A 25,353-nucleotide genomic window follows, 5' to 3' on the forward strand; every position below is an offset into this window, starting at 1 on the left:
ATTGCTGGAGGGTGTCAGACGCCCTCCAGCACGATAATGGTAGGTTGCCTGGGGAGGCTGCCGATCGAGACGCGCAGCGTCCTCTCCTCATGAAACTCGACATCGAATCCTTCGCCCATTCGTTCAGCGAACACGCCGATGGGCGTGGAAAAGCGATGCATCGGCAGGATGATGGACGAGGAAAGCCTGCGCGCGATCTCGCTCATGCTGTCAATTGAAAGGGTAAGGCCCCCGTCGATCGGCACCATCACCACGTCGAGACGTCCGATCGCGGCATAATGGGAATCGTCCAATTCGTGGTGCAGGTGGCCCAGATGGCCGATGCAGAGCCCGGCCACCTCGAAGATGAAGATGGAATTGCCGTCTTTCGAGGCTTCCGAAAAGCCGCGAATATCGGTTGTCACGTTGCGGATATAGACGTCGTCCACCACCAGCGAATGCTTGATCGGGCCGTCTCCGTCGGGATTCCAGCCGGTCAGCACATGTTCAATCGCGGGGTCTGGATACATCGTGTAATGGGTGGAATGCGCCCGGTTCATGGTCGCGACGCGGGGAGTGGGCGCGCTGCCGTAAGTGCCCGAAAAATCGGTGGCGATCGTCACCCCGGCCGGTGTCTCTATGAGATAGGTGGAATGGCCGGCATAGGTTATCGATACCTCGCCTTGCGCTGCCGCGGTTTGTTGAAAACTGACGAATTTCACGTCGGGCAGGCTGTTTGCGACGGCCATGCAGGTGCTTGGCCTTTGCATCTGGGCGTGAACCGTTACAGACGGCATCAGAAGAAAAAAGAAAAGAGAGGCAATCAGACGGAAGGCGGACATTGACATCTCCCCGGATTTGCGGCGCGAATGCTAACCCAGGTCTGGCGCTTGTGCTACGGAGGCGGCCTCACCATTGCGTGAGGGAGGCATAACCGTCGCAAATAGCGGTTCTGGACGTTGCGGGCCCTTTTCAATATAAGCCTGCAAATCCAACAGATTTTCAGAATTCCGAGAAGGAGCCCCATGGCCGGCCATTCCCAATTCAAGAACATCATGCATCGCAAGGGCCGCCAGGACGCGGTCAAGTCGAAGATGTTCTCCAAGCTGGCGCGCGAGATCACCGTTGCAGCCAAAGCGGGCCTGCCCGACCCGGCGATGAATCCGCGCCTCAGGCTTGCGGTGCAGAATGCCCGCGCCCAGTCCATGCCCAAGGACAATATCGAGCGCGCCATCAAGAAAGCGCAGGGCAATGACGCGGAGACCTATGAGGAAATCCGTTACGAGGGCTATGCCCCTGGCGGTGTCGCCGTCATTGTCGAGGCCCTGACGGACAACCGCAATCGCACCGCCTCCAATGTGCGCGCAGCCTTCACGAAAGCGGGCGGTGCGTTGGGCGAGACGGGCTCGGTGTCCTTCATGTTCGATCGCGTGGGCGAGATCGTCTACCCTGCTTCGGCAGGCGACGCGGACAAGGTGATGGAAGCGGCCATCGAAGCTGGCGCGGAAGACGTCCAGTCGGATGAGAACGGCCACGTCATCATCTGTGCCTTCGAAGATATCGGCGAGGTAACGTCGGCGTTGGAAGAAGCGCTTGGCGAGGCGGAATCGGTCAAGACCGTATGGCGGCCGCAGACCTCCACTCCCGTTGACGAGGAGCGCGCCCAGTCGATCCTGAAGCTCATCGCCGTGCTGGAGGACGACGACGACGTGCAGAACGTCTATGCCAATTTCGAGGTGGACGATGCCACTATGGCGAAGCTGAGCGCGGCCTGAGGAACGACCTGATGTCCCACCGGGTGACGATTGCCTATTGCACGCAATGCCACTGGCTGCTTCGGGCGGGGTGGATGGCGCAGGAGCTTCTTTCCACCTTCCAGGAAGAGCTTGGCGAGGTGACGCTCAAACCCGGCACAGGCGGCATTTTCGAGATCCATTGCGACGGCGAGCTTATCTGGGAGCGAAAGCGCGACGGCGGCTTTCCCGATGCAGCCGAGCTCAAGCGGCGCGTGCGCGACCTCATCGCCCCGGAGCGCAATCTGGGCCATGTGGAGCGGAAGCACACGGAGTAACACTCAGTTTTCGTTTGCTCTGCCGTCGGCGCGGTTCAGGCATGGATCCTCGGGTCAAGCCCGAGAATGACGAATGCTTGGGGCGCATCCGCTAATCGCCTTCACTTGAGGTTTGCAGAGGCCTCTCCTCCTCGTCATCTTCGGGCGTGACCCGAGGATCCATGCCTGACCATCTCCCCGCCACCGGCGCTTCAACTAAACCTGAAGCGAGGGGAAATTCCATCCGGACAAACAAAAAGCCCGCCGAAACGGCGGGCTTTTCCTTGAACTCTATGGCAGGCCTTAGATGCCCAAGCCTTCGTAACGCTTCTTGAACTTCGACAACCGGCCGCCGCGGTCAACGAGCGTCTGCTGGCCGCCGGTCCATGCCGGATGCGAATTGGGGTCGATGTCGAGGTTGAGCGTGTCGCCTTCCTTGCCCCAGGTCGAGCGCGTCTCGTATTCGGTGCCGTCCGTCATGACGACCTTGATCATGTGATAGTCGGGATGGATGTCGGCTTTCATCGCTCTGTCCTGAATCTGTCTGACATATGGGCTTGCGCAGCTTTCACTGCGGCAATCTCGCCCATGCTGAAAACTTGAAGCCGCGGCCAAGGACGGCTACGGCTTCGAAAAGGTTCGCGTGCCTATACATCAGGCGCCAGATCGATACAAGGCCGGTGAGGGCGGAATCTTGGGGCAGGCTCGCGAGGGGAAAGAGGCCATGGCATTGACATCCGGCACAGAGGAGCGGAAATCAAGGCGCTCGCTCAGACCGCTGCGCAATCTGCTTCCTTATGTGAGACGCTATCGCGGCCTGGCGCTCGGCGCGGGCTTCTTTCTGGTTCTTGCGGCATTGGCGACGCTGCTCCTGCCCCAAGCTGTGCGCCGCGTTATAGATCACGGCTTCTCCGATGCCGATGCGGCCTTCATCACCATTTATTTTTCCGGGCTGTTGCTGGTGGCGGCGATCCTCGCCGTCGCTTCGGCCTGCCGCTACTATTTCGTCGTCGCGCTGGGCGAGCGCGTGGTGGCGGATCTGAGGCGAGACGTCTTTGCCCATGTCACGCGGCTCTCTCCGGCCTTCTTCGACAGGGCGCAGTCGGGCGAGATCATCTCGCGGCTGACGGCGGATGCGACGCAGATCAAATCCGGTGTGGGCGCCTCCGCATCCCAGGCCGCCCGCAACACCCTCATGGGCCTTGGCGCAGTGGCCATGATGGTGGTGACAAGCCCGCGGCTTTCCGCCTTTGCAGTTGGCGCCATACCCATCATCGTGCTGCCGCTGGTCGCTTTCGGCCGCTCCGTCCGCCGGCGTTCCCGCTCCGCGCAGGATACGCTTGCCGAGGCGACCGCCTTTGCCAGCGAGCGGATTGGTGCTGTCCGCGTTCTCCAGGCCTTCAACAATGAGGAGGGCGCGGCGAGGCGGTTTGGCGGGGCGGTCGATGCGGCATTCGAGGCTGCCCGAAGCTCCATTTTCGCGCGTGCGGTCCTCACCTTCTTCGTCATCCTTGGCGCTTCGACCTCGGTCGTGGCCGTGCTCTGGGTGGGTTCCCGCGACGTGCTCGCCGGCACGATGACCGCGGGAACGCTTGTCCAGTTCGTCCTCTATGCCGTGCTGGCGGCGGGGGCGCTCAGCGCCCTTTCGGAAGTAGGCGGCGAACTCGCCCAGGCAGCCGGCGCAGCCGAACGCATGTCGGAGCTGCTGGCTGAAGAGCCTGCCATTGCCGCTCCCGCGGACCCTATCGCCCTGCCGGTGCCGGCGCGCGGTGCCGTTTCCTTCAGGGACATCAGCTTCGCTTATCCAGCTCGTCCCGGCCGATCGGCCCTGCACGAACTGTCTTTCGACGTGGCGCCCGGCGAGACGGTCGCGATCGTCGGGCCGTCAGGCGCCGGCAAAAGCACGATTTTCTCACTGCTCCTGCGCTATTACGATCCGGACCGGGGCGCGGTGCTGGTTGACGGCGTCGATATACGCAAGGCGGATCCGCAGGCCGTGCGCGAGCGCATCGCCATCGTGCCACAAGACGTGACCGTCTTCGCCGCGACGGCGGAAGAGAACATTGCCTTCGGCCGGCCGGGGGCAACGCGCGAGCAGGTGGAGGCCGCCGCCCGCGCCGCACTCGCGCATGACTTCATCATGGCTCTGGAAAAAGGCTACGACACTCAAGTCGGCGAGCGCGGCGTGATGCTTTCCGGCGGGCAGCGCCAGAGGCTCGCCATTGCCCGCGCTATCCTGCGTGACGCGCCGATCCTGCTTCTCGACGAAGCTACCTCGGCGCTTGATGCCGAGAGCGAGACATTGGTGCAGGAGGCGCTGGAGCACCTGATGCGCGGGCGCACCACCATTGTCATCGCGCACCGCCTCGCCACTATTTTAAAGGCCGACCGCATTCTGGTGCTTGATGACGGACGCATCGTTGAAGAAGGCTGCCATGCCGAGCTTGTCTCGCGCGGAGGGATCTATGCGCGGCTTGCCAGCCTGCAATTCGAGGCCGGCGCGGATGTTTTCAAGGGAGCGGCGGAATGAAGTGGGTGAAAGAGGTGGCCATAGCGCTTTAAATGAAGCCGCTTTCGCTACCGTTCACCATTGCTCACCTTTCCGTCAGCTTCAGCTCGATGCGGCGGTTGCGGGATCGGGCCTCGGTCGTATTCTCCGGATCGAGCGGCTGAAACTCGCCGAAGCCCGCGGCTACGAGGCGTTCGGCCGGCACGCCGCTCTCGATGAGGAATTTCACCACGGCAACCGCGCGCGCGGTCGAAAGCTCCCAGTTGTCGCGGAACCGGCCAGTGCCCGACAGCGGAATGTTGTCAGTATGCCCGTCGACACGCAAAACCCAGTTGATCTCAGGCGGGATCTCCCTTTGCAGTTCCAGGATCGCGCCCGCGAGCTTTCTCATTTCTTCCTGCCCGTTGGGGTTGATCTCCGTTGCGCCGGACGCGAATAGCACCTCCGATTGGAAGACGAAGCGATCGCCCACGATGCGGATATCCTCCCGATCGGACAGGATTTCGCGTAACCTCCCGAAGAAGTCGGAACGATAGCGGTTCAGCTCCTGCACGCGCTGGGCCAGAGCAACGTTGAGCCGCCGTCCGAGGTCGGCGATCTTGGTGTTCGATTCCCGGTCCCGCCGTTCCGATGCCTCCAGCGCGTCCTCAAGCGCAGCGATCTGCTGCCTTAGGGCCGAAATCTGCTGGTTAAGAAGCTCCACTTGTGAAAGAGCGCGCTGGCTGATCTGGCGTTCCTGATCCAACTCGCCGGTAAGCTCGCCAATACGCTCGTTCGCGGCAGCTTCGCTCCCCGCGCCGCTCGACAGGATCTGTTGCAGCCGGCTTTGCTCCGCCTCCGCATCCGCCAGCGAGGCGCGCAAGGTTGCGATCTGATCCTCTGCATCTTGGAAATTCGCTTTTTCGAGCGCCAGCAGTTGCGTCAGCTCGTTGATCTGCGCGTTGAGGCGATCGAGCGCCTCGTCCCTGCCGCTGATCTCCCGGCTTAGGAAATATTGGGCGACCACAAAAACGGACAGCAGAAACATGATGGCCAGAAGCAGCGTCGCAAGCGCATCGACGAAACCTGGCCAGTAGTCGACCGTTCTTTCCCTGCGGCGGGAACGGGCAAGCGGCATCAGCTGCCTTCCCGCTTCTTGAGGGATGCGGCGATGCTTTCAAGCGTCTCGCGCAGCGCCTTTTGATCGGTGGCTTGGGCTTCCACCCAGTCACGCATTAGCTGCTGCTCCTGGCGCATATTCTTGACGAGACCCGAAATGCCTTCGGCGAGGGAGGCCATCGCGGCGGCGGTGCGCGGGTTGCCGGTTCCTGCCTCCTGTGTCGCGCGCAGCCTTTCGGCGAGCTCGCGCAACTCCTCGGACGATCCGTTCCTTGCGCCGTCGAGATCCGAGCTTAGATCCGTCACCGTGGAAAGCCAGTTTTCCAGCTCCGTATAAAAGCGGTTCTGCGCGCGCCCGGCCTGCAGGTCCAGAAACCCGAGAATGAGGGACCCGGATAGGCCGAACAGAGACGAGGAGAAGGCCGTTCCCATGCCGCCGAGCGGTGCCGAAAGCCCTTCCTTCAGGGAATTCAGGACATCATTGGCATCGCCCGAGCCTGGATCGAGCGACTGGATCGTCTCGCTGATCGAACCGATCGTCTGCAGGAGCCCCCAGAAGGTGCCGAGCAGGCCGAGAAACACGAGAAGGCCGATCAGATATCGCGAAATATCGCGGCTTTCGTCCAGGCGGGTGGCGATCGAGTCCAGGATCGAGCGCATGGAACTCGTCGAAAGCGCCATGCTCGAGGAACGGCTGAGCAAGGCTTTCATCGGCGCCAGCAGTACGGGCTCGGAGGAGTCGGTTCCGGCCAGGAAAGAGTTGACCCAGCGCACCTCCCGGAAGAGCCGCACCACCTGGCCAAGCGCCAGAAGGACGCCCACGGCCAGCACGCCCAGAATAAGGCCGTTGAGGCCCGGATTGCTCTGGAAGGCTGACGAGATCTGGCGATAGAGTATGGCCGCTACGAAGCCCACGATCACCAGGAAGATCAGCATCGAATAGAGAAAAACCTGCGGGCTCGAGAGACGGCGCGGATCATATTCATCGTCTGCGACAAGCCGCTCCGCCCCGAGCGATTTCAACAAGGCCATCTCTCCCCTCGACTCCGCTTCTGCCTGAAGATCCTTGGCGGAGACTCTAAACGGAAATGTGACGAAATTGAAATATATATCCATTCGACCACTGCCTATCATCCGCAGAGGTGGTTCAGGCGATATCTAGCGAAACCTAAGCCGGAGGGAGTTGATGGCGCGAATACTCGTGACCGGCGCCACGGGATTTATCGGCCGTCATCTCGTGCCGGTGCTTCTGAAGCGCGGCCATGAAGTGGTCGAGGTAGGCCGGCGCACGTACGAATCCGCAGGGCGCTTCGTCGCCGTGGGCGATATCGGCCCGACGACAGATTGGTCGCCGGCGCTGGGAGGCGTTGACGCCGTCATTCATCTGGCAGGGCTCGCCCATAGGGAAGACGCGGATGAGGCCATGTTCTTCTCCGTCAACGACGCGGGGACGCGAAGGCTTGCCGAAGCCGCTCAAGCAGCCGGCGCAAAGGTGCTGGTGGCCTTGAGCAGCATCGCCGCCCGGGAAGCTGAGCAGAACCCGCAAAAGGCCAATGCCTATGGCCGCTCCAAGCTCGCCTCGGAAGCGCATGCGCGGTCTTTCGCCGAGGGAGGCGGCGTTAGCATCGTGCTGCGTCCGCCGCTGGTCTATGGCCATGATGCGCCGGGGAATTGGCGAAAGCTGCAGCGCCTCGCGGCAAGCGGTTTTCCGCTGCCTTTCGGCGCCGTGCGGAACCGGCGCTCGATCTGTTCGGTCGGCAATCTGTGCAGCGCCATAGCCGCTGCGGTCGAAGCCGGGCTGAACGGTACCGGCAATGGCGTCTATGAGATTGCGGATCGCGAAGTGGTCTCGCTTGCCGACATTCTTGCCTGGCTGAGGGAGGGCATGGGCCGCCCGATAAGGCTTCTTCCTGTGCCTGCAGGCATGTTGGGCGCGGTGGCCGATCTTGCAGGCAAGCAGAAGCTCAAGACCGCGCTTTTAGAGGATCTGACGCTCGATCCGTCATCCTTCATGCGCGTCTTTGCCTGGAGTCCGCCGGACCATGCGGAGGAGGCGATCAGGCTTTCAGGCAGGCTTTACGCTTTTGGAGGCAACGCAGCCTGATAAACAGGGATGCAATGCAAGAAGCGCTGCAGCCTCAGGAAACCGGTTTCTGCAGCGCCTTCAGCAGGCTGCGGTGGATGAGCTCGTTGCCCGCCACCACGGAGCCGGTCCCGAACATGTCCTGGCCGCCGTTTCTGTCGGTCGCAAAGCCGCCTGCCTCACGCACCATCAGGATACCCGCGGCCATGTCCCAGGAGCTGAGGGCTTCTTCCCAAAATCCGTCCATGCGGCCTGCCGCCACATAGGCGAGGTCCAGCGCGGCCGAACCCAGCCGCCGGATGCCGGCGCTTTCGCCCATTACATTGCGCAGGTCGAGCAGTGCGCGTCCGTGATGGCCGCGCCCCAAATGGGGAATGCCCGTGCCGATCACGCAATCCGACAGATCCCGGCGTGCCGCCACCCGCATGCGCCGGTCGTTCAAAAAGGCACCGCCGCCGCGTTCGGCCGTGTAGAGCTCGTCCATTGCCGGATTGTAGATCACGCCGGCCACGAGCGTGCCTTGCCGCTCCAGCGCAATCGATACCGAAAAGATCGGGATGCCGTGCAGGAAATTGGTGGTGCCGTCCAGCGGGTCCACCAGCCACCGGTGCTGGGGGTCATCTCCTTCGACCGCCCCGCGTTCCTCCATCAGGAAGGAATAGCCGGGCCGAGCGCGCGAAAGCTCGGTGTGGATGATCTCCTCTGCCCGGCGGTCCGCCTGGCTCACATAGTCGCCGGGACCTTTGAGCGAGACCTGCAGGTTCTGCACTTCGCCGAAATCGCGCGCGAGCGAACGCCCGGCCTTCATCGCGGCTTGAACCATGACGTTGATGATGGCCGAACGGGGCATGAAAAATCCTATCGCAAGCCGCGTCAGTCAGCGCGGCGCAGGTAAGTAATCTCGTCGGTGTCGACCACGATCCTCTCGCCGGCCGAAACGAAGGGCGGCACGAGGATGCGAACGCCGTTTTCAAGCACCGCGGGCTTGTAGGAAGAGGCCGCTGTCTGGCCCTTCACCACCGGGTCGGCTTCAGCCACCTGAAGCGTCACCTGCGGGGGCAGCGAAATGCCGATGGGCTTCTCCTGGTAAAGCTCCACCGTCACCGTCATGCCATCCTGCAGGAAGGCCGCGCGGTCGCCCACGAAATCCTTCTGAAGCTCAAGCTGCTCATAGGTTTCGGAGTCCATGAAGACAAGCGCGTCGCCCTGCTCATAAAGAAACGTGAAGTCCTTCTGTTCCAAGCGAACCTTCTCCACCGTCTCGGCGGAGCGAAAGCGCTCGTTGAGCTTCGTGCCGTCGATCAGGTTTTTCAGCTCCACCTGATTGTAGGCGCCGCCCTTGCCGGGCTTCACTGCGTTCGTCTTCACCGCGACCCAAAGGCCGCCATTATGCTCGATGACGTTTCCGGGCCGGATTTCGTTGCCGTTGATCTTCATTCTCACTGTCCTGATCTGGAGCCGCGCCACTGAGCCGGGCCGGCGCTTCAAGACCACAAAACCGCCGTGGAGGCAAGGTGGAGGAGGAGGGGAATAGGGCAAGACGGCACTGGAATGAAATGCGGCACATGCTCTCGGTTTCGATCGTCGACCGAGAATCCAAGCCTGAACGCTCCACACGCGCCGGCGATAAATAGAGGTCCAAACTACCTCAACTCTTGCGAGCGCTCCGTGGCCTTTTTGATCTGCTCGTCCGTCAGGCCGGCCAGGAAATCTTCCATATCCAGGTCCGTGAGGCCCGCCCTGCGCGCCGTCATGTACCAGGATGCGGCGAGGATAGAGTCCGGCTCTGTTCCCAGGCCGGCCATATAAGCCTTCGCAAGACGGTTCTGGGCTGCCGCATTGCCGCTTTCAGCCGCTCTCTTTAGCCAACGGAAACCTTCCTCCATGTTTCTTGTGCCGCCCCGCCCCTCAATCAGCCATGCGCCGAGATCAAGCTGGGCGGTCTCGAAATTTTGCCGCGCAGCCTTCTCCAGCCACTGGCGGGCCTTTTCCTCGTCTTCCTGTTTTCCCGCAAAACCGTTGGCGAGGATCTGCGCCATCGCGTATTGCGCGTCCGGCAGGCCCGCCTCGGCGGCCCGCTCGTACCAGATCACCGCATCCGCCTCTTTCGCGCCGCTCTCGATCAGCATCTGCGCAAGGTTGAATTGGGCGAGAGGCTTGCCCGCCTCCGCAGCCCTGCGCATGAGCTCGTAGGCCTTGTCGAAGTCGCGCTCGATGAATTCACCATCGAGCAGCATCAATCCGAACTGAAGCTGGGCCTCGGGATTGCCCTGCTCGGCGGCCCTGCCGTACCACTTGGCCGCTTCCTTCCCATTGCGCGGCACGCCGAGCCCCCGCGCATGGATTTCGGCAATGAGGGTCTGCGCCGCCGCATTGCCTGCTTCGGCGCGCGGTCGGGCAAGCTCCAGTGCCGTGAGATAGTGCCCGCGCTGATACGCGCCGAACGCCTCGTCGAGAACCTTGCCGAAGCGGGATGGGTCGAGCGCGGGAGCGGAAGGTTGCTCCCTGCTTCCTTCGCTATTGCCTGGCGCTGAAGGCCGGGCTCCCTTTTGCTCGGCGGGACTGGCCGCGGGTGCACCGGGTGTCGTTTGCGCCCAGGCCGGCGCGGGACCTGACCAAATCACCAGCGCGCAGAGAACGGCCAGGAGACGTCTCATGCATTTTCCCCAAGCGCGGGAGCGTGCGCGTCGAGAAGGGCGTTGGCCTCGGCTACCATTGCAGCGGGATCGCGCCCCTCCGCAAAGACCGCGCTGCCGAGGGCGACGAACTCGGCGCCCGTCCTTGCCACGTCCACGATCGAGGAGATCTCCGAACCTGCGAGCACAATGCATGGGATCTGGATCATTTGCGCCCACCACCGGCCGAGCGACAGGTTGCGCGGATGCGGCTCCGGTTTGTTGTCGTAGCCGAAGCGCCCGAAAAAGATATAGTCCGGCTGTGTTTCGCCCAATTCAAGCGCGTCATCGCGGCTCTTCGCCCCGCCGCAGCCGACCATCATCCGCTTCTGGTGTTTCTGGATGATATCTCCCAGCTCCGCCTTGGAGCCGTCGACATGTACGCCGTCCGCCTGCACGCGGGCGGCGATACGCGGCTCGCCGGCAATGATGACGGCGACCCCGCGCGCTTGGGCAAGCGGGGTGAGCCGTTCAGCCCTTGCCTGCAATTCATTCTCGTCGGCGCCGTAACCGGGAATGAGCAGGGAAGCGACGTCGCCGCCCGAAAGTGCAGCCTCGATCCGTTCCGCGTCGCCGGAATCCGGCGGCGGAGCGATCAGCACAATGCGGCAGCGGCTGGGGATCGGTGCTTCACTCATAATGCCCTGCTTGGGTTTTCAATCAGGCTGACCTGATGGTGATTTTTGGCTTGATTGGGGCATAGACGAAGCAAAGGCCAGCCCACAAGCAGAATAAATCATACCATGCCCCTCGCAAAAGCAAGGCAGAGGGTTTAATGCGCTCTGGCAACCGAAACTCCCGCCATGGCACCGATCCTCAACGATCCGATCTTCTACCTGGCCGCTATTCCCGCGGTTATCCTCGTCGGCCTTTCCAAGGGCGGGCTCGGCGGCGCGATGGCCCTTATCGGCGTCCCGCTGATGGCGCTGGTCGTCTCCCCGGTTCAGGCCGCGGCAATCATGCTGCCCATTCTCATCGTGATGGACATCGTCTCGCTCTGGGCATGGCGGGGCTATTACGACCGGCGGCTGCTCGCCATCATGCTGCCGGGGGCGCTGGTGGGCATCGGCATCGGGTGGCAGATGGCGGCGGTTGTGACGGAGGACCATGTGCGCCTCATCGTCGGCATCACCACTTTGCTGTTCTTCCTTCGTTGGGCAGCCGACAAGCTCCGGAAAAGCGAACGGATAGCCGATCACAGCAGGGCCAAAGGCCTCTTTTGGGGCGCCGTCTCCGGGTTCACCAGCTTTGTCGCCCATGCCGGCGGTCCGCCATACCAGGTCTATGCATTGCCGCTGAAGCATGATCCGAAGCTTTATACCGGCACGAGCGTCATCTTCTTCGCCGTCGTGAATGCGGTGAAGCTCATCCCCTATTTCGCGCTCGGCCAGTTCGACGCGACCAATCTTACGGCGTCGCTTATCCTCGTTCCCGTCGCGCCGCTTGCCACGCTCGCCGGCGCCTGGGTCATCCATCGCATAAAGCCAGAGATCTTCTACCCGCTGATGTATTCCATGATGCTCGTCGTTTCACTCAAGCTCATCTATGACGGCGCCGCGGGACTTGCGGCCTGGTGAGACTGACGGCAAGGGTCCGAGCAGGCGGGAGCGGGCGCGTATTCACCGCGATTATGAAAGCATCCACAGGAAAGATCAGGGGCCGCCGCCGCGGGATTGCCAGGCCTATATCGATAGGCATGCTCGATTTTATCGTAATTTTTTTCTTTAGTCGCCGGAGTTCGTTAACTCCGGATTAAGCTTTACAGGCGTTTACTGTGTGTATCCAGAGATCTGGATTCTGACCGAGTGGCTGGAGCCATTCTGTTTGACGCCTCCCTGTTAACTCCTGAGAGCCGCAGTCCCGCGGCTCTTTTTTTGTGCCGGTTTCCCTGTTAACCTTCCATTAAGCTAAGGACTTGCGTCCGGGCGTGACCCGTCGCATTTTCCCAGCCAATTTGCGATGCAGGAGTGCCCGGCTCGACCGGGCCGGTACGGGGTTTGTGAGGCGAGTAGGAATGGCTACCGTTTTTACGGGGGGCGCCGATATGATCAAGTTGGCAGAACGGCGAGTTTTCTCCCAATCGTTCAAGCCGCTCTATAATGAGGGCATGGGGCTGGTGGAGGAAGCTGCGGAATATCTGGACGGCGAAGGCCGCGCCTCCGCCAAGAACCTTTCCCGGACCGCCGCCAGCCTCTACGCCGCCGAGTCCATGCGCCTTACCACCCGCCTGATGCAGCTCGCCTCCTGGCTTCTCCTGCAGCGGGCCGCCAATTCCGGCGAGATGACGCGTGAACAGGTCGCCGCCGAGAAGGCGAAGGTCCGGCTCGATACAGCCTCGCTGCACGAAGATGCGCCCGGCTGGAGCGAACTGCCGGAGCCATTCCGCAACCTCGTCAACCGTTCGCTGAGGCTCGAAGCCCTGGTCCGCCGCATGGACGAGGAAATTTACGGATCGCCCGAAAGCCGCGGCCGGAATGACCGCTTTCCGGAAAATCCGGTTTCGGACCAGATCAACCTTCTGCAGACCGCGTTCGCGAGAGGCTAAAGATCTTTTTCGCGCGTAGCGGCAGCGAATAGAAGCGCTGACCCTATTCGATACTCGCTATTCCCTATGCGCTTTTCTATCCTGCCGGCATGACAGGTACGATTCGCATCATTGGCATCGATCCGGGGCTCCGGCGCACCGGTTGGGCCGTCATCGAAACGGTCGGCAATTCGCTCCGCTTCATCGGTGCGGGTACGGTGCGCTCAAACGATAAGGCGGATCTCGCCTCCCGCCTCTGCCAGCTTCATGACGGGCTGGCCGAAATTCTTCACCTTCACATGCCGCAGGAAGCGGCGGTCGAAGCTACATTCGTCAACAAGGACGCCGTGGCGACGCTCAAGCTCGGCCAGGCGCGCGGCATCGCCATGCTCGTGCCGGCGCGCGCGGGGCTGCGCGTTGCAGAATATGCGCCCAACGCAGTGAAAAAGGCGGTGATCGGCGTCGGCCATGGCGAGAAGCGGCAGATCCACATGATGGTGAAGGTGCTCATGCCCAAGGCTCTCTTCGATGGCGACGATGCGGCAGATGCCATCGCGGTCGCGATCTGCCATGCGCATCACCGGCAGTCGCCCGCTTGGCGACTTGCTCTGGAGGCTCAGCCATGATCGGAAAGCTGAAGGGTGTTCTCGATGAGATCGGAGAGGATCATTGCGTGGTCGATGTCGGTGGCGTCGGTTACGTCGCCCACTGCTCGGCACGCAGCCTATCGACCCTCGGCAGCGTCGGAACGCCGGTAACGCTCTTCATCGAGACCTATGTCCGCGAGGACATGATCCGCCTTTATGGCTTCCGGACGGTGCTGGAGCGCGAATGGTTCCGGCTGCTCCAGAACAATGTCCAGGGCGTGGGCGCAAAGGTCGCGCTTTCGGTGCTGTCTACCCTCACGCCGTCCGAGCTGGCCAATGCCATCGCCCTTAGGGATATCGCCACGGTGGCGCGTGCGCCGGGCGTCGGCAGAAAGGTGGCCGAGCGCATCGTCACGGAACTGAAGAGCAAGGCGCCGGCTTTCGCGGGCGAGGCCGCGGGCGCAATCGGGCTCAAGCAGGACCTCGGCGAGGGTGTCGCCCCGGCGCCCGTCTCGGACGCCGTGTCCGCACTGGCCAATCTCGGCTATTCGCGCGATATCGCGGCGAATGCCGTCGCCGCCGCGCTCAAATCCGCGGGCGAAGGCGCGGATACGGGCACGCTGATCCGCCTGGGTTTGAAGGAACTGGCGCGGTAGGGCGCGGCAATCGAAGTGGAGTGCTCCTTACGTCAGTCGGGTAAGGAGACCAAAAAAGGTAAGGCCATGGGTATCCGGGCAACCATCACGTCCGAGGGGCAAGTCACGATCCTCAAGGAGGTGTGCGATCGCTACAATCCAGGCGATAGGATCGAGTTCGTGAAGGAAATCGGGAGACCCTGGGCGCGCCGGAGGAGGCCGCGGCTGACGTGCCGCGCCGCCTCCCGCATTCCCGGCATGGAGCTTTTGTCATGAGCGAGCCGGACCGCATCGTTTCTGCTGTCCAGCGCGGCGAGGATATCGACACGACGATGCGTCCGCAGTCGCTGGACGAATTTGTCGGCCAGAAGACGGCACGCGCCAATCTCAAAGTGTTTATTGAGGCGGCGCGCTCGCGGGGCGAAGCGCTGGATCACGTGCTGTTCGTCGGCCCACCGGGCCTCGGCAAGACCACGCTTGCCCAGATCATGGCGCGAGAGCTCGGCGTCAATTTCCGGTCCACCTCCGGCCCGGTTATCGCCAAGGCAGGTGACCTTGCGGCGCTTCTCACCAATCTTGAGGAGCGCGACGTGCTCTTCATCGACGAGATCCACCGGCTCAATCCTGCCGTGGAAGAAATCCTCTATCCCGCGATGGAGGACTACCAGCTCGATCTCATCATAGGCGAGGGCCCCGCGGCGCGCTCGGTCAAGATCGACCTTGCCAAATTCACGCTCGTTGCCGCGACCACCCGCCTTGGGCTCTTGACCACGCCGCTGCGTGACCGGTTCGGCATCCCGATCAGGCTCGAATTCTACACGGTCGACGAATTGCAGGCGATCGTCACGCGAGGCGCACGCATTATGGGCATGCCGCTTGCCGAAGACGGCGCGGAGGAGATCGCACGCCGCGCCCGAGGAACGCCCCGAATCGCCGGCCGCCTTCTGCGCCGGGTGCGCGATTTCGCCTATGTGGCGGGCGCGGAAAACGTGACGCGGCAGATCGCCGACGCGGCGCTTTCAAGGCTTGAGGTGGATGCGCTCGGCCTTGATCAGCTTGACCGGCGCTATCTCCATATGATCGTGGAGAATTTCGGTGGCGGCCCTGTGGGGATCGAGACAATCGCGGCTGCGCTTTCCGAGCCGCGCGACGCCATCGAAGACATTATCGAGCCCTATCTCATCCAGCAGGGCTTCATTCAGCGCACACCGCGCGGCCGGGTGCTTGCGGCCAAGGCCTGGAGGCATCTCGGGCTGAACCCGCCGAAGGAGCTTGCGCAGTCGCAGATCAATTTATTCGAGGAGGAGTGAATTTCGCGAAAGGGAGCAGCGAGTAGAGATCTGGTAAGGCGATCAGACCAGCAGATCTTTCCATTCACTGCTCCCTGTTCGCTATTCGCTTGTACGCTATGATCGAAAACGACAGCACCCTCACTTCCGGCATCAGCGGCGAGCTTACCGAGAGCGGCCATCGCCTGATGGCGCGTGTCTATTTCGCGGATACCGACTTCACCGGTGTGGTATATCACGCGCGGTATCTTGAATTCCTGGAACGGGGCCGCTCGGATTTTCTGCGCCTTTCCGGTGTGCACCACACAGAGCTTGCCGATGGCAAGCATGGCGAAAGGCTGTCATGGGTTGTGCGGCGCATGGAAATCGATTTCCGGCAGCCGGCGCGAATCGACGACATCATCAGTATAGAAACGTATATTGAAGATATATCAGGCGCGCGCATTTATATGCGCCAGCGTCTGAAGCGGGATGATGTCCTTCTGGTTGAGGCGCGGGTGGAGGCGGCAGTTATTGGCGAAGGCGGCAGACCCCGGCGGTTTCCAAAAGAATGGATCGCGGCCTTTCTGCGGCGGCCGGACTGAACGCCGACGGCATTAATCGCAAAGTTATAAGCGGATTGGTAATACTGCGTTAACCATACATCTTCATATCATGAAACGCGCCACCTGGGCCCGAACGCCTTCCTTTGACCAAAATTTGTCGAAAAAAGGCGCGATCAGAGCCTTTCGGGGGGCGTTGCGGCAACGGTGCGAAGACACGCATTCGCAACGGGATGGACCCGCATCGAAGCTGCCCGATTTTTAGAGGACGGTAGGGTATGGAAAGTATTGAGCTCGCCGCGCCTGGTGGGGATCTCTCCATCTGGGCACTGTTTTGGCAGGCCGGATGGGTGGTCAAGCTCGTAATGATCGGCCTGCTTGGCGCCTCTATTTGGAGTTGGGCCATCATCATCGACAAGTGGTTGAGCTTCGCGCGGATGCGGGTGGCACTCAACCGTTTCGAGCAGGTCTTCTGGTCGGGCCAATCGCTCGAAGAACTTTATCGTTCACTGTCCGATCGCAAGACCAGCGGCATGGGCTCGATTTTCGTTGCCGCGATGCGCGAATGGAAAAAGAGCTTCGAGAAAGGCGCGCGTTCGCCCCTCGGGCTCCAGACCCGTATCGACAAGGCGATGGATCTGGCGCTCACCCGCGAAATGGAACGGCTGGAGAGCAAGCTGGGGTTCCTTGCTTCGGTCGGCGCCTCGGCTCCCTTCATCGGCCTGTTCGGCACTGTGGTGGGCATCATGACGTCTTTCCAGGCGATCGCTGGCTCGAAATCGACCAATCTCGCTGTCGTGGCCCCCGGTATCGCCGAGGCGCTTCTCGCCACGGCCATCGGCCTTCTCGCGGCCATCCCGGCTGTCATCGCATACAACAAGCTCACGGCGGATGCCGGCAACATCGCCTCGCGGATGGAAGGCTTCGCGGACGAGTTCTCGGCCATACTCTCGCGACAAATCGATGAGAAAGTCGCCCCCAAAGCCCGGGCGGTGGAGGAGTATGCCTGATGGGGATGTCGGTCGCTTCGGCTAGGGGCGCAAATGGGCGCCGGCGCAAAGGCCGCCGTCATGCGCCTATGTCCGAGATCAATGTCACGCCTTTCGTGGACGTGATGCTGGTGCTGCTCATCATCTTCATGGTGGCGGCGCCTCTCTTGACCGTAGGCGTTCCGATCGATCTGCCCGAAACCCAGGCAAGGGCGCTGAACTCGGAAACACAGCCGATCACCGTCTCCGTCAACAGCGAAGGCCTGATCTATCTGCAGGAAACGGAAATACCGCTCGAAGAGGTGGTGCCGAAGCTGCAGGCTATCGCTCAGGCAGGCTATGAAGAGCGAATTTATGTACGTGGCGACCGTAACGCGGATTATGGCACGGTCATGCGCGTGATGGCGCGCGTTTCAGCCGCCGGTTTCCGCAATCTCGGACTGGTCACATTGCAGGAACAGGATAACTGACCTTATGAGGGCTGGCCTTGCCACATCGGTCACCTTGCACGCGGTGCTCATCGGCTTCGGGATTGTCTCGTTGCAGGCTCCGCGCGCCTTCGAGGTTGCCGATGTCGAGGCCTTCCCCGTCGATATCGTTCCCGTTGGCGACATCTCTCAGGTCCAGCAGGGCGAGAAAGAGGCGCCGGTTGCCACGCGGCCCACACCGAAGCCTACCCAGCGGCAGGATCCGGTGGAAAATGCGCAGAAGGTGGGCGAAGCCGATACGGATCTGAAGCCGCCGCCTACGCCGGAAGCAAAGCCGCGGCCCGTGGAGCAGGCTTCCGAACCGCCTCCCTCGCCGAAGCCGCAGCCAAAGCCGGTGGAAAAGCCGGTCGAAACACCGCAGGAAGCCAAGGCAGAGGAAGTGCCTGTGCCGACGCCTGAGCGCGAGCCAGAACCGCAGCCCCGTCAGGAAGTAAAGCCAAATCCTGCACCTGAGCCGCTTGTCGCGGAAAACGCGGAAGGCGAAAGCGTTAAGCTGCCGCCTGCCGCTCCTGTGCCGCAGGCCCGGCCGCAGCCGCCCAAGCCGCAGATCGCAAAGGCGCCTGAACGCAAGGAGGCTGAAAAGCCTGCTGCCGAACAGAAGCAGGCGAGCCGCGCGACGAAAGACGACCAGGTTCTGGACCAGGTGGCCGCGCTTCTCAACAAGGAAAAGGCCTCGGGTGGCGGGGCAAAGCGCTCTACCGAGCAGGCTGCTCTCGGCGCCAGTCAGGCCACCAGCGGCGACAAGCTGTCGCAAAGCGAAATGGATGCGCTTAGGGCGCAGATCGAGCGCTGCTGGAACGTGCCTGCCGGTGCGCTCGATGCGGAGAATCTTCGCGTCTCCGTCAAGTTCAAGCTGGACCCGAGCGGCGCCGTCGAAGGCCGCCCGGAAATCATCGAGGGCGGTGGCTCAGGGGTTGCCCGCGCGGCTGCCGAGTCTGCGCGGCGCGCGGTCCTGCAGTGCGCGCCCTATAACCTGCCATCCGAAAAATATAGCGCCTGGGCCGATGTCATCGTCCATTTCGACCCAACCGATATGTTCTGATCCACAGGATCTCTCCATCAAGAGGCATGAGCTGATGCGGAACTTTTTCAAAACGGCCGTCGCGATTACAAGCCTTGTCATGGGGCTCGTAGCAATGGCTGTCGTGCCGGCGCGCGCGCTTGTGGAAATCGATGTCAATCGCGGCGTCGTCGAGCCGGTGCCGATCGCCATCACGGACTTCCTGTCCGCTGGAGGGCGGGGCGCCGAGATATCCGCCGTGATCGCCGCCGATCTTAAGCGTTCCGGCCTTTTCGCGCCCATAGACCGCGGCGCCTTCATCGAGAAGATTTCCAATCCGGACGTGGCTCCGCGTTTCGAGGATTGGAAGGTCATCAATGCGCAGGCGATCGTCACGGGCCGCGTGACCGAGGAGCCAGGCGGCAGGCTCAAGGCCGAGTTCCGCCTTTGGGACACCTTCGCCGGACAGCAGCTCGTGGGCGAGCAGTTCTTTGCCAAGCCGGCGGATTGGCGCCGCGTCGCGCATATCATTGCCGATACGATCTATGAGCAGTTCACCGGCGAGAAGGGCTATTTCGACAGCCGCATCGTTTTCGTGGACGAGTCCGGGTCGAAGGAAAACCGCGTGAAACGGTTGGCCATTATGGATCAGGACGGGGCCAATTACAGGGCGCTGACCGATGGCCGCTCCATCGTGCTGAAGCCGAGCTTCTCGCCTCAGCGGCAGGAAATCACCTATGTGTCCTTCGAAGGGGGGCAGCCTCAGGTCTATCTGCTGCAAATCGAAACCGGCCAGCGCGAGCTTGTGGGAAACAATTTCCCGACAATGAGCTTCGCGTCGCGCTTCAATCCGGTCGGCGACAAGATCATCATGAGCCTGCTTCGTACGGACGGCAATTCAAACATCTATACCATGGATCTGAAGACGCGGACCACCGCGCGGCTCACGGATACCAATGCCATCGACACCTCCCCATCCTATTCGCCCGATGGCAACAAGGTGGTCTTCACCTCCGATCGTGGCGGGCGGGCGCAAATCTATGTGATGAATGCTGATGGTTCCAACCCGCAGCGCATCTCCTTCGGCGACGGCACCTATTCAGAACCCGTGTGGTCTCCGCGAGGCGATCTGATCGCGTTCACCAAACAGTCCGGCGGCCAGTTCCAGATCGGCATCATGCGCACGGATGGATCCGGGGAACGCATTCTGTCCACCGGTTTCCAGATCGAAGGGCCGACCTGGTCCCCGAACGGTCGGGTCATCATGTTCTTCCGGCAGGATGCCGGGGCGGCGGGGCCGAAGCTCTATTCGATCGACCTTACGGGCCGTAACGAGCAACTCATCCCGACGCCGAATTTCGCCTCCGATCCCGCGTGGTCTCCGCTACTGAACTAGAGCGCTGCCGCCTTTCAGCCGTATTTGCCGGTACGGTCAGGTCACATGCTTGGTGAGTCTGCCGAGCGGCAAGGAAAAATTAACCCTGTTTCTTGAGCGCCCTTTAACTGAGCCATGGTTACTAGGTGTTCAAGAAATCCCTTCTAATGCCAAGGAGAGTGACGGCATGCGCCGTATCGCAGCTCTGACGAGAAACCCTGTCGCCATCGCCCTGGTAGCCGCGCTTGCCGTCGCCGGATGCCGCTCCAACAAGCAGGTCCCCAATTCGGCGGCCGATCTCGGTCTCGGCGCCGGCGGCGTGGCCGGAACCGCCACCCCCGGCTCGAAGCAGGAGTTTACGGTTGCCATCGGCGATCGCATCTTCTTCGACACCGATTCCTCGGTGATCCGCGCGGACGCCCAGGCCACGCTGGCCCGCCAGGCACAATGGCTCAACCAGTACCCCTCCTATTCGGTCACCGTCGAGGGCCATGCCGACGAACGCGGCACGCGCGAATACAATCTGGCGCTCGGCGCCCGCCGCGCCGCCGCCGCGCGCGACTTCCTGGTCTCCCGCGGCGTGGCCGCAAACCGCATCCAAACGATCTCCTATGGCAAGGAGCGTCCGGTCGCCGTTTGCGACGACATCTCCTGCTGGTCGCAGAACCGGCGCGCAGTGACGGTGCTGAACGGCGCCGGCAGCTGATCAAAAGCCAATAGCAGTGAATAGCGAATAGGGACGTGTTGCAGAAAGGCCCGCCTTTCTGATCCCTTTTCGCTATTCGCCCGCGAAACAAAATTTGGCCGAAGTCTCGCGACCTGATAAGGGGATGCCGCAGGGTTAACTCCCTGTCCTTTTCTTGGTCGAGAAGCGAGATAGGAATGCTGTCCCGAAACCGTCTGCGTGGCCTTGCCGCGCTCATCTTCTTTGTCGCGACGTCCGCCGGGCCGGCCGCGGCTTTCCAATTGCCATGGGTGCAAAAGCCCACCCGCCCGGCCGGCGGCGCTCCAGTCGTCCAGGCCCAGGCCGCCGACCCCAGGCTGATGACGCTTGAGGAAGAGATCCGCAAGCTCAACGGCATGGTCGAAGAGCTCAACTTCCAGATCCTGCAGATGCAAGACCAGATGCGCCGCATGCAGGAAGACACCGAGTTCCGCTTCCAGGAGCTGGAGGGTGGCGCAGGCACCAACCAGGGCGGCCGCCCGGAGCAGAGGAGCGAGCGCTTGACGCCGCCCGCCGAGGCAAGCCAGCAGACTGCCGCCGCAGGCACGCTGTCCTTGCCGCCGGCGGAAGCACAGGCTCCCTCCCAGAACCCCCAGGTTGCCGGCCAGCAAGGAGGGGGCGGGCCGGAGCGCGGCGCCCCTCCCTCCACGCTTGGCACCATCACCTTCGACCAGAACGGTAATGTTATCACCAGCGGGGCGGGCCAGCCGGTCGACCTCCTGCGGGGAACGCCGACGGGCGGCACTGATAACGCCGTGGTTGCAGCGCTGCCGCATTCCAATAATCCCGAAGAGATATATCAGAGTTCCTACCAGTTCATCCTTTCGGGCGATTACAAGACGGCCGAAGCCGGCTTCCGGCAGTATCTCGATATGTTCCCCGAAGGCGAGCACGCGGCGGACGCGAATTTCTGGCTGGGGGAAGCAATGCTCGGCCAGGACCGGTACCGCGAGGCGGCCGAGGTGTTCCTCAACGCGAACCGCCAGTTCCCGAATGCCAGCAAGTCGCCGGAGATGCTCCTGAAGCTGGGCGTTTCGCTCGCGGCCATGCAACAGCGCGACGTGGCATGCGCGACCTATACCGAGATCGGCCATCGTTACCCGGACGTCTCCTCCGCGCTCAAGGAGCGCGTGAAGCAGGAACAGGCGCTTGCGGGTTGCTGAGCGACACGGCCTCGCCGGAACCGGGCGCGCTCTTTTCTGACATCCGCTTCGCCGGACGCAAAACGGTTGTTGCGGCGGTTTCGGGCGGCGGCGATTCACTCGCCCTTCTCTTTCTCCTTCAAGATTTTCTGGAACGGCAGCCTTCGGGACCATCGCTCCTGGCGGTGACCGTCGATCATGGGCTCAGGCCCGACTCGGCAACGGAAGCGCGAGCTGTCGGCGAACTCGCCGCTGCGCGGGGCATCGCTCACCGCACGCTTAGATGGGAAGAAGCAAAGCCCAAAGCCGGCATTTCCGCCGCGGCGCGGGAGGCGCGATTGGCCCTGCTTGCGCGCGCTGCGCGCGAAGCGGGAACGGATCTCGTTTTCACGGCACACACCGCCGACGACCAGGCGGAAACGCTGGCTATGCGGCTTTCGCGGGGCGGCGGGCGCGGCGCGGCGGGGATTGCGCCCGCCACGCTCTTTGAAGGGGACGTCTGGTTCACGCGGCCGCTGCTTCACACGCGTCGCGCGGCGCTCAGGACATATCTCGGTGAGCGCGGCATCAGCTGGTTCGAGGACCCGAGCAACCGGGATCCGCGTTTCGAGCGGGCTCGGGTGCGCGCCTGCCTGGACGAAGACCGTACCCAGGCCCTTCTGGCGGAGGCGGAAAATGCGCAGCGCCTTCGGCAGGAGCAAGGGCGGGCCGCCGCAGATCTCATCGGGAGCGCCGCGACGCGTGTCGCTCCCGGCCTCCTTCGTTTCGCGCTCGCGGCCGCTTCGGAAGAAAAAGGCGGGCTCTATGCGCTTCGCATCGTGCTTGCCGTGGCCGGCGGCAGCCCTCATCTGGCCGACGAAGCGCGCTCGGCGGCGCTCCTGCGCCGCGCCCTTGAGGATGAGCGGTGCCGCGTCAGTCTTTCCCGCGCCGTCGTTACGAGAAAGCGGGATTGGCTGTATCTCCATCGCGAAAGGCGCAACCTGCCGGAGACTTCCCTTTCCGGCGAGCAGATCTGGGACGGGCGCTACCGTCTGGTTCCGGCAGGCCAATTGAAAGGCGCGTGCGTTGCTGCTTTCGGCCCGGCAAACGCGGCTGCCCGCGATGTTGCGGAAGCGGAAGCGCCAGCCGGCCTTCTACGGTCGGCACTTGCGGCTGAGCCGGCCATCTGGCGGGGTGATCTTTGCCTTGGGCTTGCAAGCGATATGGAGGGGCTTGTGCTCCAGCGCCTGGCCCAACCCTGGGCAAGGCTTCTGCCCTCTTTCGACCTTGCTCCCGCGTCCGCTCTTCTGGAACTCTTGAACGGTTCTGTGCCGCCGATCCTGCCATTCGATGGCCATAAAGAACAGATGGGATAAACCATGCTGCTCGGATTTGCCTTTCATATTGCCGGAATGCTTGGCAACGCTGCGCTTGCTCCCTATGTTAGGGAAGACGATGCCGGCCTCGGCGCACTCACGGAACGAACATGAATCCAAATTATAGAAATTTCGCGCTATGGGCGATCATCGCGGTCTTGCTCATTGCGCTGTTCAACCTGTTTCAGGCGCCGCAGCAGCGTGGGGCCACTCGGGACATTGCCTACTCTCAATTTCTCGAAGAGGTCTCACAGGGTCGCGTTGAAAGCGTCACCATCACCGGCAGTCGGATCTCCGGCACTTATACGGACAACCGCACGCCGTTTCAGACCTATTCTCCCGGCGATCCCAGTCTCGTCCAGCGGCTTGAAGAACACAATGTGACGATCACGGCCCGCCCCGAGTCTGACGGTTCCAACTCCATCCTCGGCTATTTCATCTCCTGGCTGCCGATGATCCTGATCCTGGCGGTCTGGATTTTCTTCATGCGGCAGATGCAGTCGGGGTCCGGCCGCGCAATGGGCTTCGGCAAGTCCAAGGCCAAGCTTCTGACCGAGGCGCATGGGCGCGTCACCTTCCAGGATGTAGCCGGTGTGGATGAAGCCAAGCAGGATCTAGAGGAGATCGTCGAGTTCCTGCGCGATCCGCAGAAATTCCAGCGCCTCGGCGGCAAGATTCCGCGCGGCGTGCTGCTCGTCGGCCCTCCCGGCACTGGCAAGACGCTGCTCGCGCGATCCGTCGCGGGCGAGGCGAATGTGCCGTTCTTTACCATTTCCGGTTCGGATTTCGTCGAGATGTTCGTCGGCGTGGGCGCAAGCCGTGTGCGCGACATGTTCGATCAGGCGAAGAAGAACGCGCCCTGCATCATCTTCATCGATGAGATCGATGCGGTCGGCCGTCACCGCGGCGCGGGCCTGGGCGGCGGCAATGACGAGCGCGAGCAGACGCTGAACCAGTTGCTGGTGGAGATGGACGGGTTCGAAGCCAATGAAGGCATCATCCTGATCGCGGCCACCAACCGGCCGGACGTGCTTGACCCCGCGCTCTTGCGTCCGGGCCGTTTCGACCGTCAGGTGGTCGTGCCCAATCCGGACATCGTGGGCCGCGAAAAGATCCTCAAGGTGCATGTGCGGAATGTGCCGCTGGCTCCCAATGTCGATCTGAAGACCATTGCGCGCGGCACCCCCGGCTTCTCCGGCGCCGACCTCGCCAATCTGGTCAACGAGGCCGCGCTGATGGCCGCGCGCCGCAACAAGCGCCTCGTCACGATGGCTGAATTCGAGGACGCCAAGGACAAGGTCATGATGGGTGCGGAGCGCCGCTCGCACGCAATGACCCAGGAAGAGAAGGAGCTGACCGCCTTTCACGAGGCGGGCCATGCCGTGGTGGCGCTCAACGTGCCCGCTTCCGACCCTGTCCACAAGGCCACTATCATCCCGCGTGGCCGCGCGCTCGGCATGGTCATGCAGCTGCCCGAGGGCGACCGCTATTCCATGAGCTACAAATACATGATCTCCCGCCTGGCGATCATGATGGGCGGGCGTGTCGCCGAGGAGCTGAAATTCGGCAAGGAGAACATCACTTCAGGTGCCGCTTCCGATATCGAGCAGGCCACCAAGCTGGCGCGCGCCATGGTCACGCGCTGGGGCTTCTCCGACAAGCTTGGCCAGGTGGCTTATGGCGAGAACCAGGAAGAGGTCTTCCTTGGCCATTCCGTCACGCGCCAGCAGAACATGTCGGAGGAGACGCAGCAGAAGATCGACGACGAGGTGCGCCGGCTGATCGACGAGGCCCATGAGAAAGCGCGGGAGATCCTTACGACCAAGCGCGATGCCTGGATCGCCGTTGCGGAAGGCCTGCTTGAATACGAGACGCTGTCGGGCGAGGAGATCCAGGCGATCATCCGCGGCGAAAAGCCTGCGCGGGACCTCGGCGACGACACGCCTCCTTCACGCGGTTCCACTGTGCCCAAGGCCGGTGTGCGCAAAGAGGGCAAGAAGGGCGGCGAGGAACCCGACGCTGGCCTGGAGCCGCAGCCTCAAGGCTAATTCGAGAAATCGCACATCGAGACGCCGCGGAAGAAATTCCGCGGCTTTTCCTTTATGGGGACGGTTTTTGCCGCCTCTTCAAGCGAGGGCGATATCCCCGCTTCAAGGTTCGGACAGATGAGAGCCGCGCATGACGAGGATGAAATGGGCTCTGCCCTCCTGCTCGCCACGAAAGTGTCTCTTTGCCGGAATACGGGGAACTGGGATTAGCCAATCGTTAACCAAGCTGGACAAGCGGCTGTTCATATGGATTGGTTATAT

General features: G+C 62.3%; 27 protein-coding genes. 19 read left to right on the forward strand and 8 right to left on the reverse strand.

Annotated elements, in window-relative coordinates:
- Window positions 1–14: 14 nt before the first annotated feature.
- The gene (locus tag GNP00_RS17815; RefSeq protein WP_011582506.1) at window positions 15–821 is read right to left on the reverse strand and encodes an MBL fold metallo-hydrolase; all 807 of its coding nucleotides are present in this window, start codon (window positions 819–821) and stop codon (window positions 15–17) included.
- A 183-nt stretch (window positions 822–1,004) separates the two neighbouring features.
- Here GNP00_RS17815 and GNP00_RS17820 point away from each other — a divergent pair, with 183 nt between their 5' ends.
- Together GNP00_RS17820 and GNP00_RS17825 are read left to right on the forward strand one after the other, a co-directional pair.
- Window positions 1,005–1,754 (forward strand): YebC/PmpR family DNA-binding transcriptional regulator, encoded by a 750-nt coding sequence (locus GNP00_RS17820; protein WP_011582505.1) that lies wholly within the window; start codon window positions 1,005–1,007, stop codon window positions 1,752–1,754.
- Window positions 1,755–1,765: 11 nt separating this feature from the next.
- The gene (locus GNP00_RS17825) at window positions 1,766–2,050 is read left to right on the forward strand and encodes an Rdx family protein (protein ID WP_011582504.1); all 285 of its coding nucleotides are present in this window, start codon (window positions 1,766–1,768) and stop codon (window positions 2,048–2,050) included.
- Window positions 2,051–2,332: 282 nt separating this feature from the next.
- Here the strand turns inward: GNP00_RS17825 and rpmE are convergent, their stop codons facing one another.
- Window positions 2,333–2,554, reverse strand: coding sequence for a 50S ribosomal protein L31 (gene rpmE, locus GNP00_RS17830; protein WP_011582503.1), 222 nt, complete (start codon window positions 2,552–2,554; stop codon window positions 2,333–2,335).
- A gap of 199 nt (window positions 2,555–2,753) precedes the next feature.
- Between rpmE and GNP00_RS17835 the strand changes: the two genes are divergently transcribed.
- A complete protein-coding gene (locus tag GNP00_RS17835; RefSeq protein ID WP_011582502.1) occupies window positions 2,754–4,559 on the forward strand; it encodes an ABC transporter transmembrane domain-containing protein in 1,806 nt (601 codons plus the stop codon).
- A 64-nt stretch (window positions 4,560–4,623) separates the two neighbouring features.
- Here the strand turns inward: GNP00_RS17835 and GNP00_RS17840 are convergent, their stop codons facing one another.
- Together GNP00_RS17840 and GNP00_RS17845 are read right to left on the reverse strand one after the other, a co-directional pair.
- The gene (locus GNP00_RS17840; RefSeq protein ID WP_011582501.1) at window positions 4,624–5,655 is read right to left on the reverse strand and encodes a peptidoglycan -binding protein; all 1,032 of its coding nucleotides are present in this window, start codon (window positions 5,653–5,655) and stop codon (window positions 4,624–4,626) included.
- Window positions 5,655–6,668 (reverse strand): MotA/TolQ/ExbB proton channel family protein, encoded by a 1,014-nt coding sequence (locus tag GNP00_RS17845; protein ID WP_011582500.1) that lies wholly within the window; start codon window positions 6,666–6,668, stop codon window positions 5,655–5,657. Before GNP00_RS17845 ends, GNP00_RS17840 begins: the two co-directional genes overlap by 1 nt.
- A gap of 154 nt (window positions 6,669–6,822) precedes the next feature.
- Between GNP00_RS17845 and GNP00_RS17850 the strand changes: the two genes are divergently transcribed.
- The gene (locus GNP00_RS17850; protein ID WP_011582499.1) at window positions 6,823–7,740 is read left to right on the forward strand and encodes an NAD-dependent epimerase/dehydratase family protein; all 918 of its coding nucleotides are present in this window, start codon (window positions 6,823–6,825) and stop codon (window positions 7,738–7,740) included.
- A 34-nt stretch (window positions 7,741–7,774) separates the two neighbouring features.
- On the opposite strand, the gene GNP00_RS17855 is transcribed toward GNP00_RS17850, so the two are convergent.
- The 4 genes from GNP00_RS17855 to GNP00_RS17870 form a co-directional block, all read right to left on the reverse strand.
- Window positions 7,775–8,569 (reverse strand): inositol monophosphatase family protein, encoded by a 795-nt coding sequence (locus tag GNP00_RS17855; protein WP_011582498.1) that lies wholly within the window; start codon window positions 8,567–8,569, stop codon window positions 7,775–7,777.
- 23 nt (window positions 8,570–8,592) lie between these two features.
- Window positions 8,593–9,156: an elongation factor P gene (efp, locus tag GNP00_RS17860; RefSeq protein ID WP_011582497.1), complete on the reverse strand. Its 564-nt coding sequence runs from the start codon at window positions 9,154–9,156 to the stop codon at window positions 8,593–8,595.
- Between the two features lie 206 nt (window positions 9,157–9,362).
- Window positions 9,363–10,376 carry a tetratricopeptide repeat protein gene (locus GNP00_RS17865; protein ID WP_011582496.1) on the reverse strand — a complete coding sequence of 338 codons (1,014 nt, stop codon included), beginning with the start codon at window positions 10,374–10,376 and terminating at the stop codon, window positions 9,363–9,365.
- Window positions 10,373–11,032 (reverse strand): thiamine phosphate synthase, encoded by a 660-nt coding sequence (locus GNP00_RS17870; RefSeq protein ID WP_011582495.1) that lies wholly within the window; start codon window positions 11,030–11,032, stop codon window positions 10,373–10,375. Before GNP00_RS17870 ends, GNP00_RS17865 begins: the two co-directional genes overlap by 4 nt.
- A 165-nt stretch (window positions 11,033–11,197) precedes the next feature.
- Here GNP00_RS17870 and GNP00_RS17875 point away from each other — a divergent pair, with 165 nt between their 5' ends.
- From GNP00_RS17875 to ftsH, 15 genes are all read left to right on the forward strand, one after another.
- Window positions 11,198–11,971 (forward strand): sulfite exporter TauE/SafE family protein, encoded by a 774-nt coding sequence (locus GNP00_RS17875; protein ID WP_011582494.1) that lies wholly within the window; start codon window positions 11,198–11,200, stop codon window positions 11,969–11,971.
- 437 nt (window positions 11,972–12,408) lie between these two features.
- On the forward strand, window positions 12,409–12,939 hold the full coding sequence (gene rcdA / locus GNP00_RS17880; protein WP_011582493.1) for a protease adaptor protein RcdA: 531 nt from the start codon (window positions 12,409–12,411) through the stop codon (window positions 12,937–12,939).
- Window positions 12,940–13,028: 89 nt separating this feature from the next.
- Window positions 13,029–13,544, forward strand: a complete 516-nt coding sequence (gene ruvC / locus GNP00_RS17885) for a crossover junction endodeoxyribonuclease RuvC (protein WP_011582492.1) — start codon at window positions 13,029–13,031, stop codon at window positions 13,542–13,544.
- Window positions 13,541–14,161 carry a Holliday junction branch migration protein RuvA gene (gene ruvA, locus GNP00_RS17890; RefSeq protein WP_011582491.1) on the forward strand — a complete coding sequence of 207 codons (621 nt, stop codon included), beginning with the start codon at window positions 13,541–13,543 and terminating at the stop codon, window positions 14,159–14,161. Before ruvC ends, ruvA begins: the two co-directional genes overlap by 4 nt.
- 66 nt (window positions 14,162–14,227) lie before the next feature.
- Entirely contained in the window at window positions 14,228–14,416 is a 189-nt protein-coding gene (locus GNP00_RS17895) for a hypothetical protein (RefSeq protein WP_041544840.1), read from the forward strand.
- Window positions 14,413–15,450 (forward strand): Holliday junction branch migration DNA helicase RuvB, encoded by a 1,038-nt coding sequence (gene ruvB / locus GNP00_RS17900; RefSeq protein ID WP_011582489.1) that lies wholly within the window; start codon window positions 14,413–14,415, stop codon window positions 15,448–15,450. Before GNP00_RS17895 ends, ruvB begins: the two co-directional genes overlap by 4 nt.
- Before the next feature lie 98 nt (window positions 15,451–15,548).
- Window positions 15,549–16,013: a tol-pal system-associated acyl-CoA thioesterase gene (gene ybgC, locus GNP00_RS17905; RefSeq protein ID WP_011582488.1), complete on the forward strand. Its 465-nt coding sequence runs from the start codon at window positions 15,549–15,551 to the stop codon at window positions 16,011–16,013.
- Window positions 16,014–16,249: 236 nt separating this feature from the next.
- Window positions 16,250–16,981, forward strand: a complete 732-nt coding sequence (gene tolQ, locus GNP00_RS17910; protein WP_011582487.1) for a protein TolQ — start codon at window positions 16,250–16,252, stop codon at window positions 16,979–16,981.
- Complete coding sequence (gene tolR / locus GNP00_RS17915; protein WP_011582486.1) at window positions 16,981–17,430, forward strand: protein TolR; 450 nt, start codon at window positions 16,981–16,983, stop codon at window positions 17,428–17,430. Before tolQ ends, tolR begins: the two co-directional genes overlap by 1 nt.
- 4 nt (window positions 17,431–17,434) lie before the next feature.
- Window positions 17,435–18,490 (forward strand): hypothetical protein, encoded by a 1,056-nt coding sequence (locus GNP00_RS17920; protein WP_011582485.1) that lies wholly within the window; start codon window positions 17,435–17,437, stop codon window positions 18,488–18,490.
- A 79-nt stretch (window positions 18,491–18,569) separates the two neighbouring features.
- Complete coding sequence (tolB, locus tag GNP00_RS17925) at window positions 18,570–19,844, forward strand: Tol-Pal system beta propeller repeat protein TolB (RefSeq protein WP_049764954.1); 1,275 nt, start codon at window positions 18,570–18,572, stop codon at window positions 19,842–19,844.
- A gap of 166 nt (window positions 19,845–20,010) precedes the next feature.
- Entirely contained in the window at window positions 20,011–20,529 is a 519-nt protein-coding gene (gene pal, locus GNP00_RS17930; RefSeq protein ID WP_011582483.1) for a peptidoglycan-associated lipoprotein Pal, read from the forward strand.
- A gap of 176 nt (window positions 20,530–20,705) precedes the next feature.
- Complete coding sequence (gene ybgF, locus GNP00_RS17935) at window positions 20,706–21,710, forward strand: tol-pal system protein YbgF (RefSeq protein ID WP_011582482.1); 1,005 nt, start codon at window positions 20,706–20,708, stop codon at window positions 21,708–21,710.
- Window positions 21,704–23,044 (forward strand): tRNA lysidine(34) synthetase TilS, encoded by a 1,341-nt coding sequence (tilS, locus tag GNP00_RS17940; RefSeq protein ID WP_011582481.1) that lies wholly within the window; start codon window positions 21,704–21,706, stop codon window positions 23,042–23,044. The genes ybgF and tilS overlap by 7 nt, the downstream gene beginning before the upstream one ends.
- A gap of 110 nt (window positions 23,045–23,154) precedes the next feature.
- A complete protein-coding gene (gene ftsH, locus GNP00_RS17945; RefSeq protein WP_011582480.1) occupies window positions 23,155–25,092 on the forward strand; it encodes an ATP-dependent zinc metalloprotease FtsH in 1,938 nt (645 codons plus the stop codon).
- Window positions 25,093–25,353 lie beyond the last annotated feature (261 nt).

It is taken from the genome of Chelativorans multitrophicus, from assembly GCF_011317445.1.
Classification (GTDB): domain Bacteria; phylum Pseudomonadota; class Alphaproteobacteria; order Rhizobiales; family Rhizobiaceae; genus Chelativorans; species Chelativorans multitrophicus.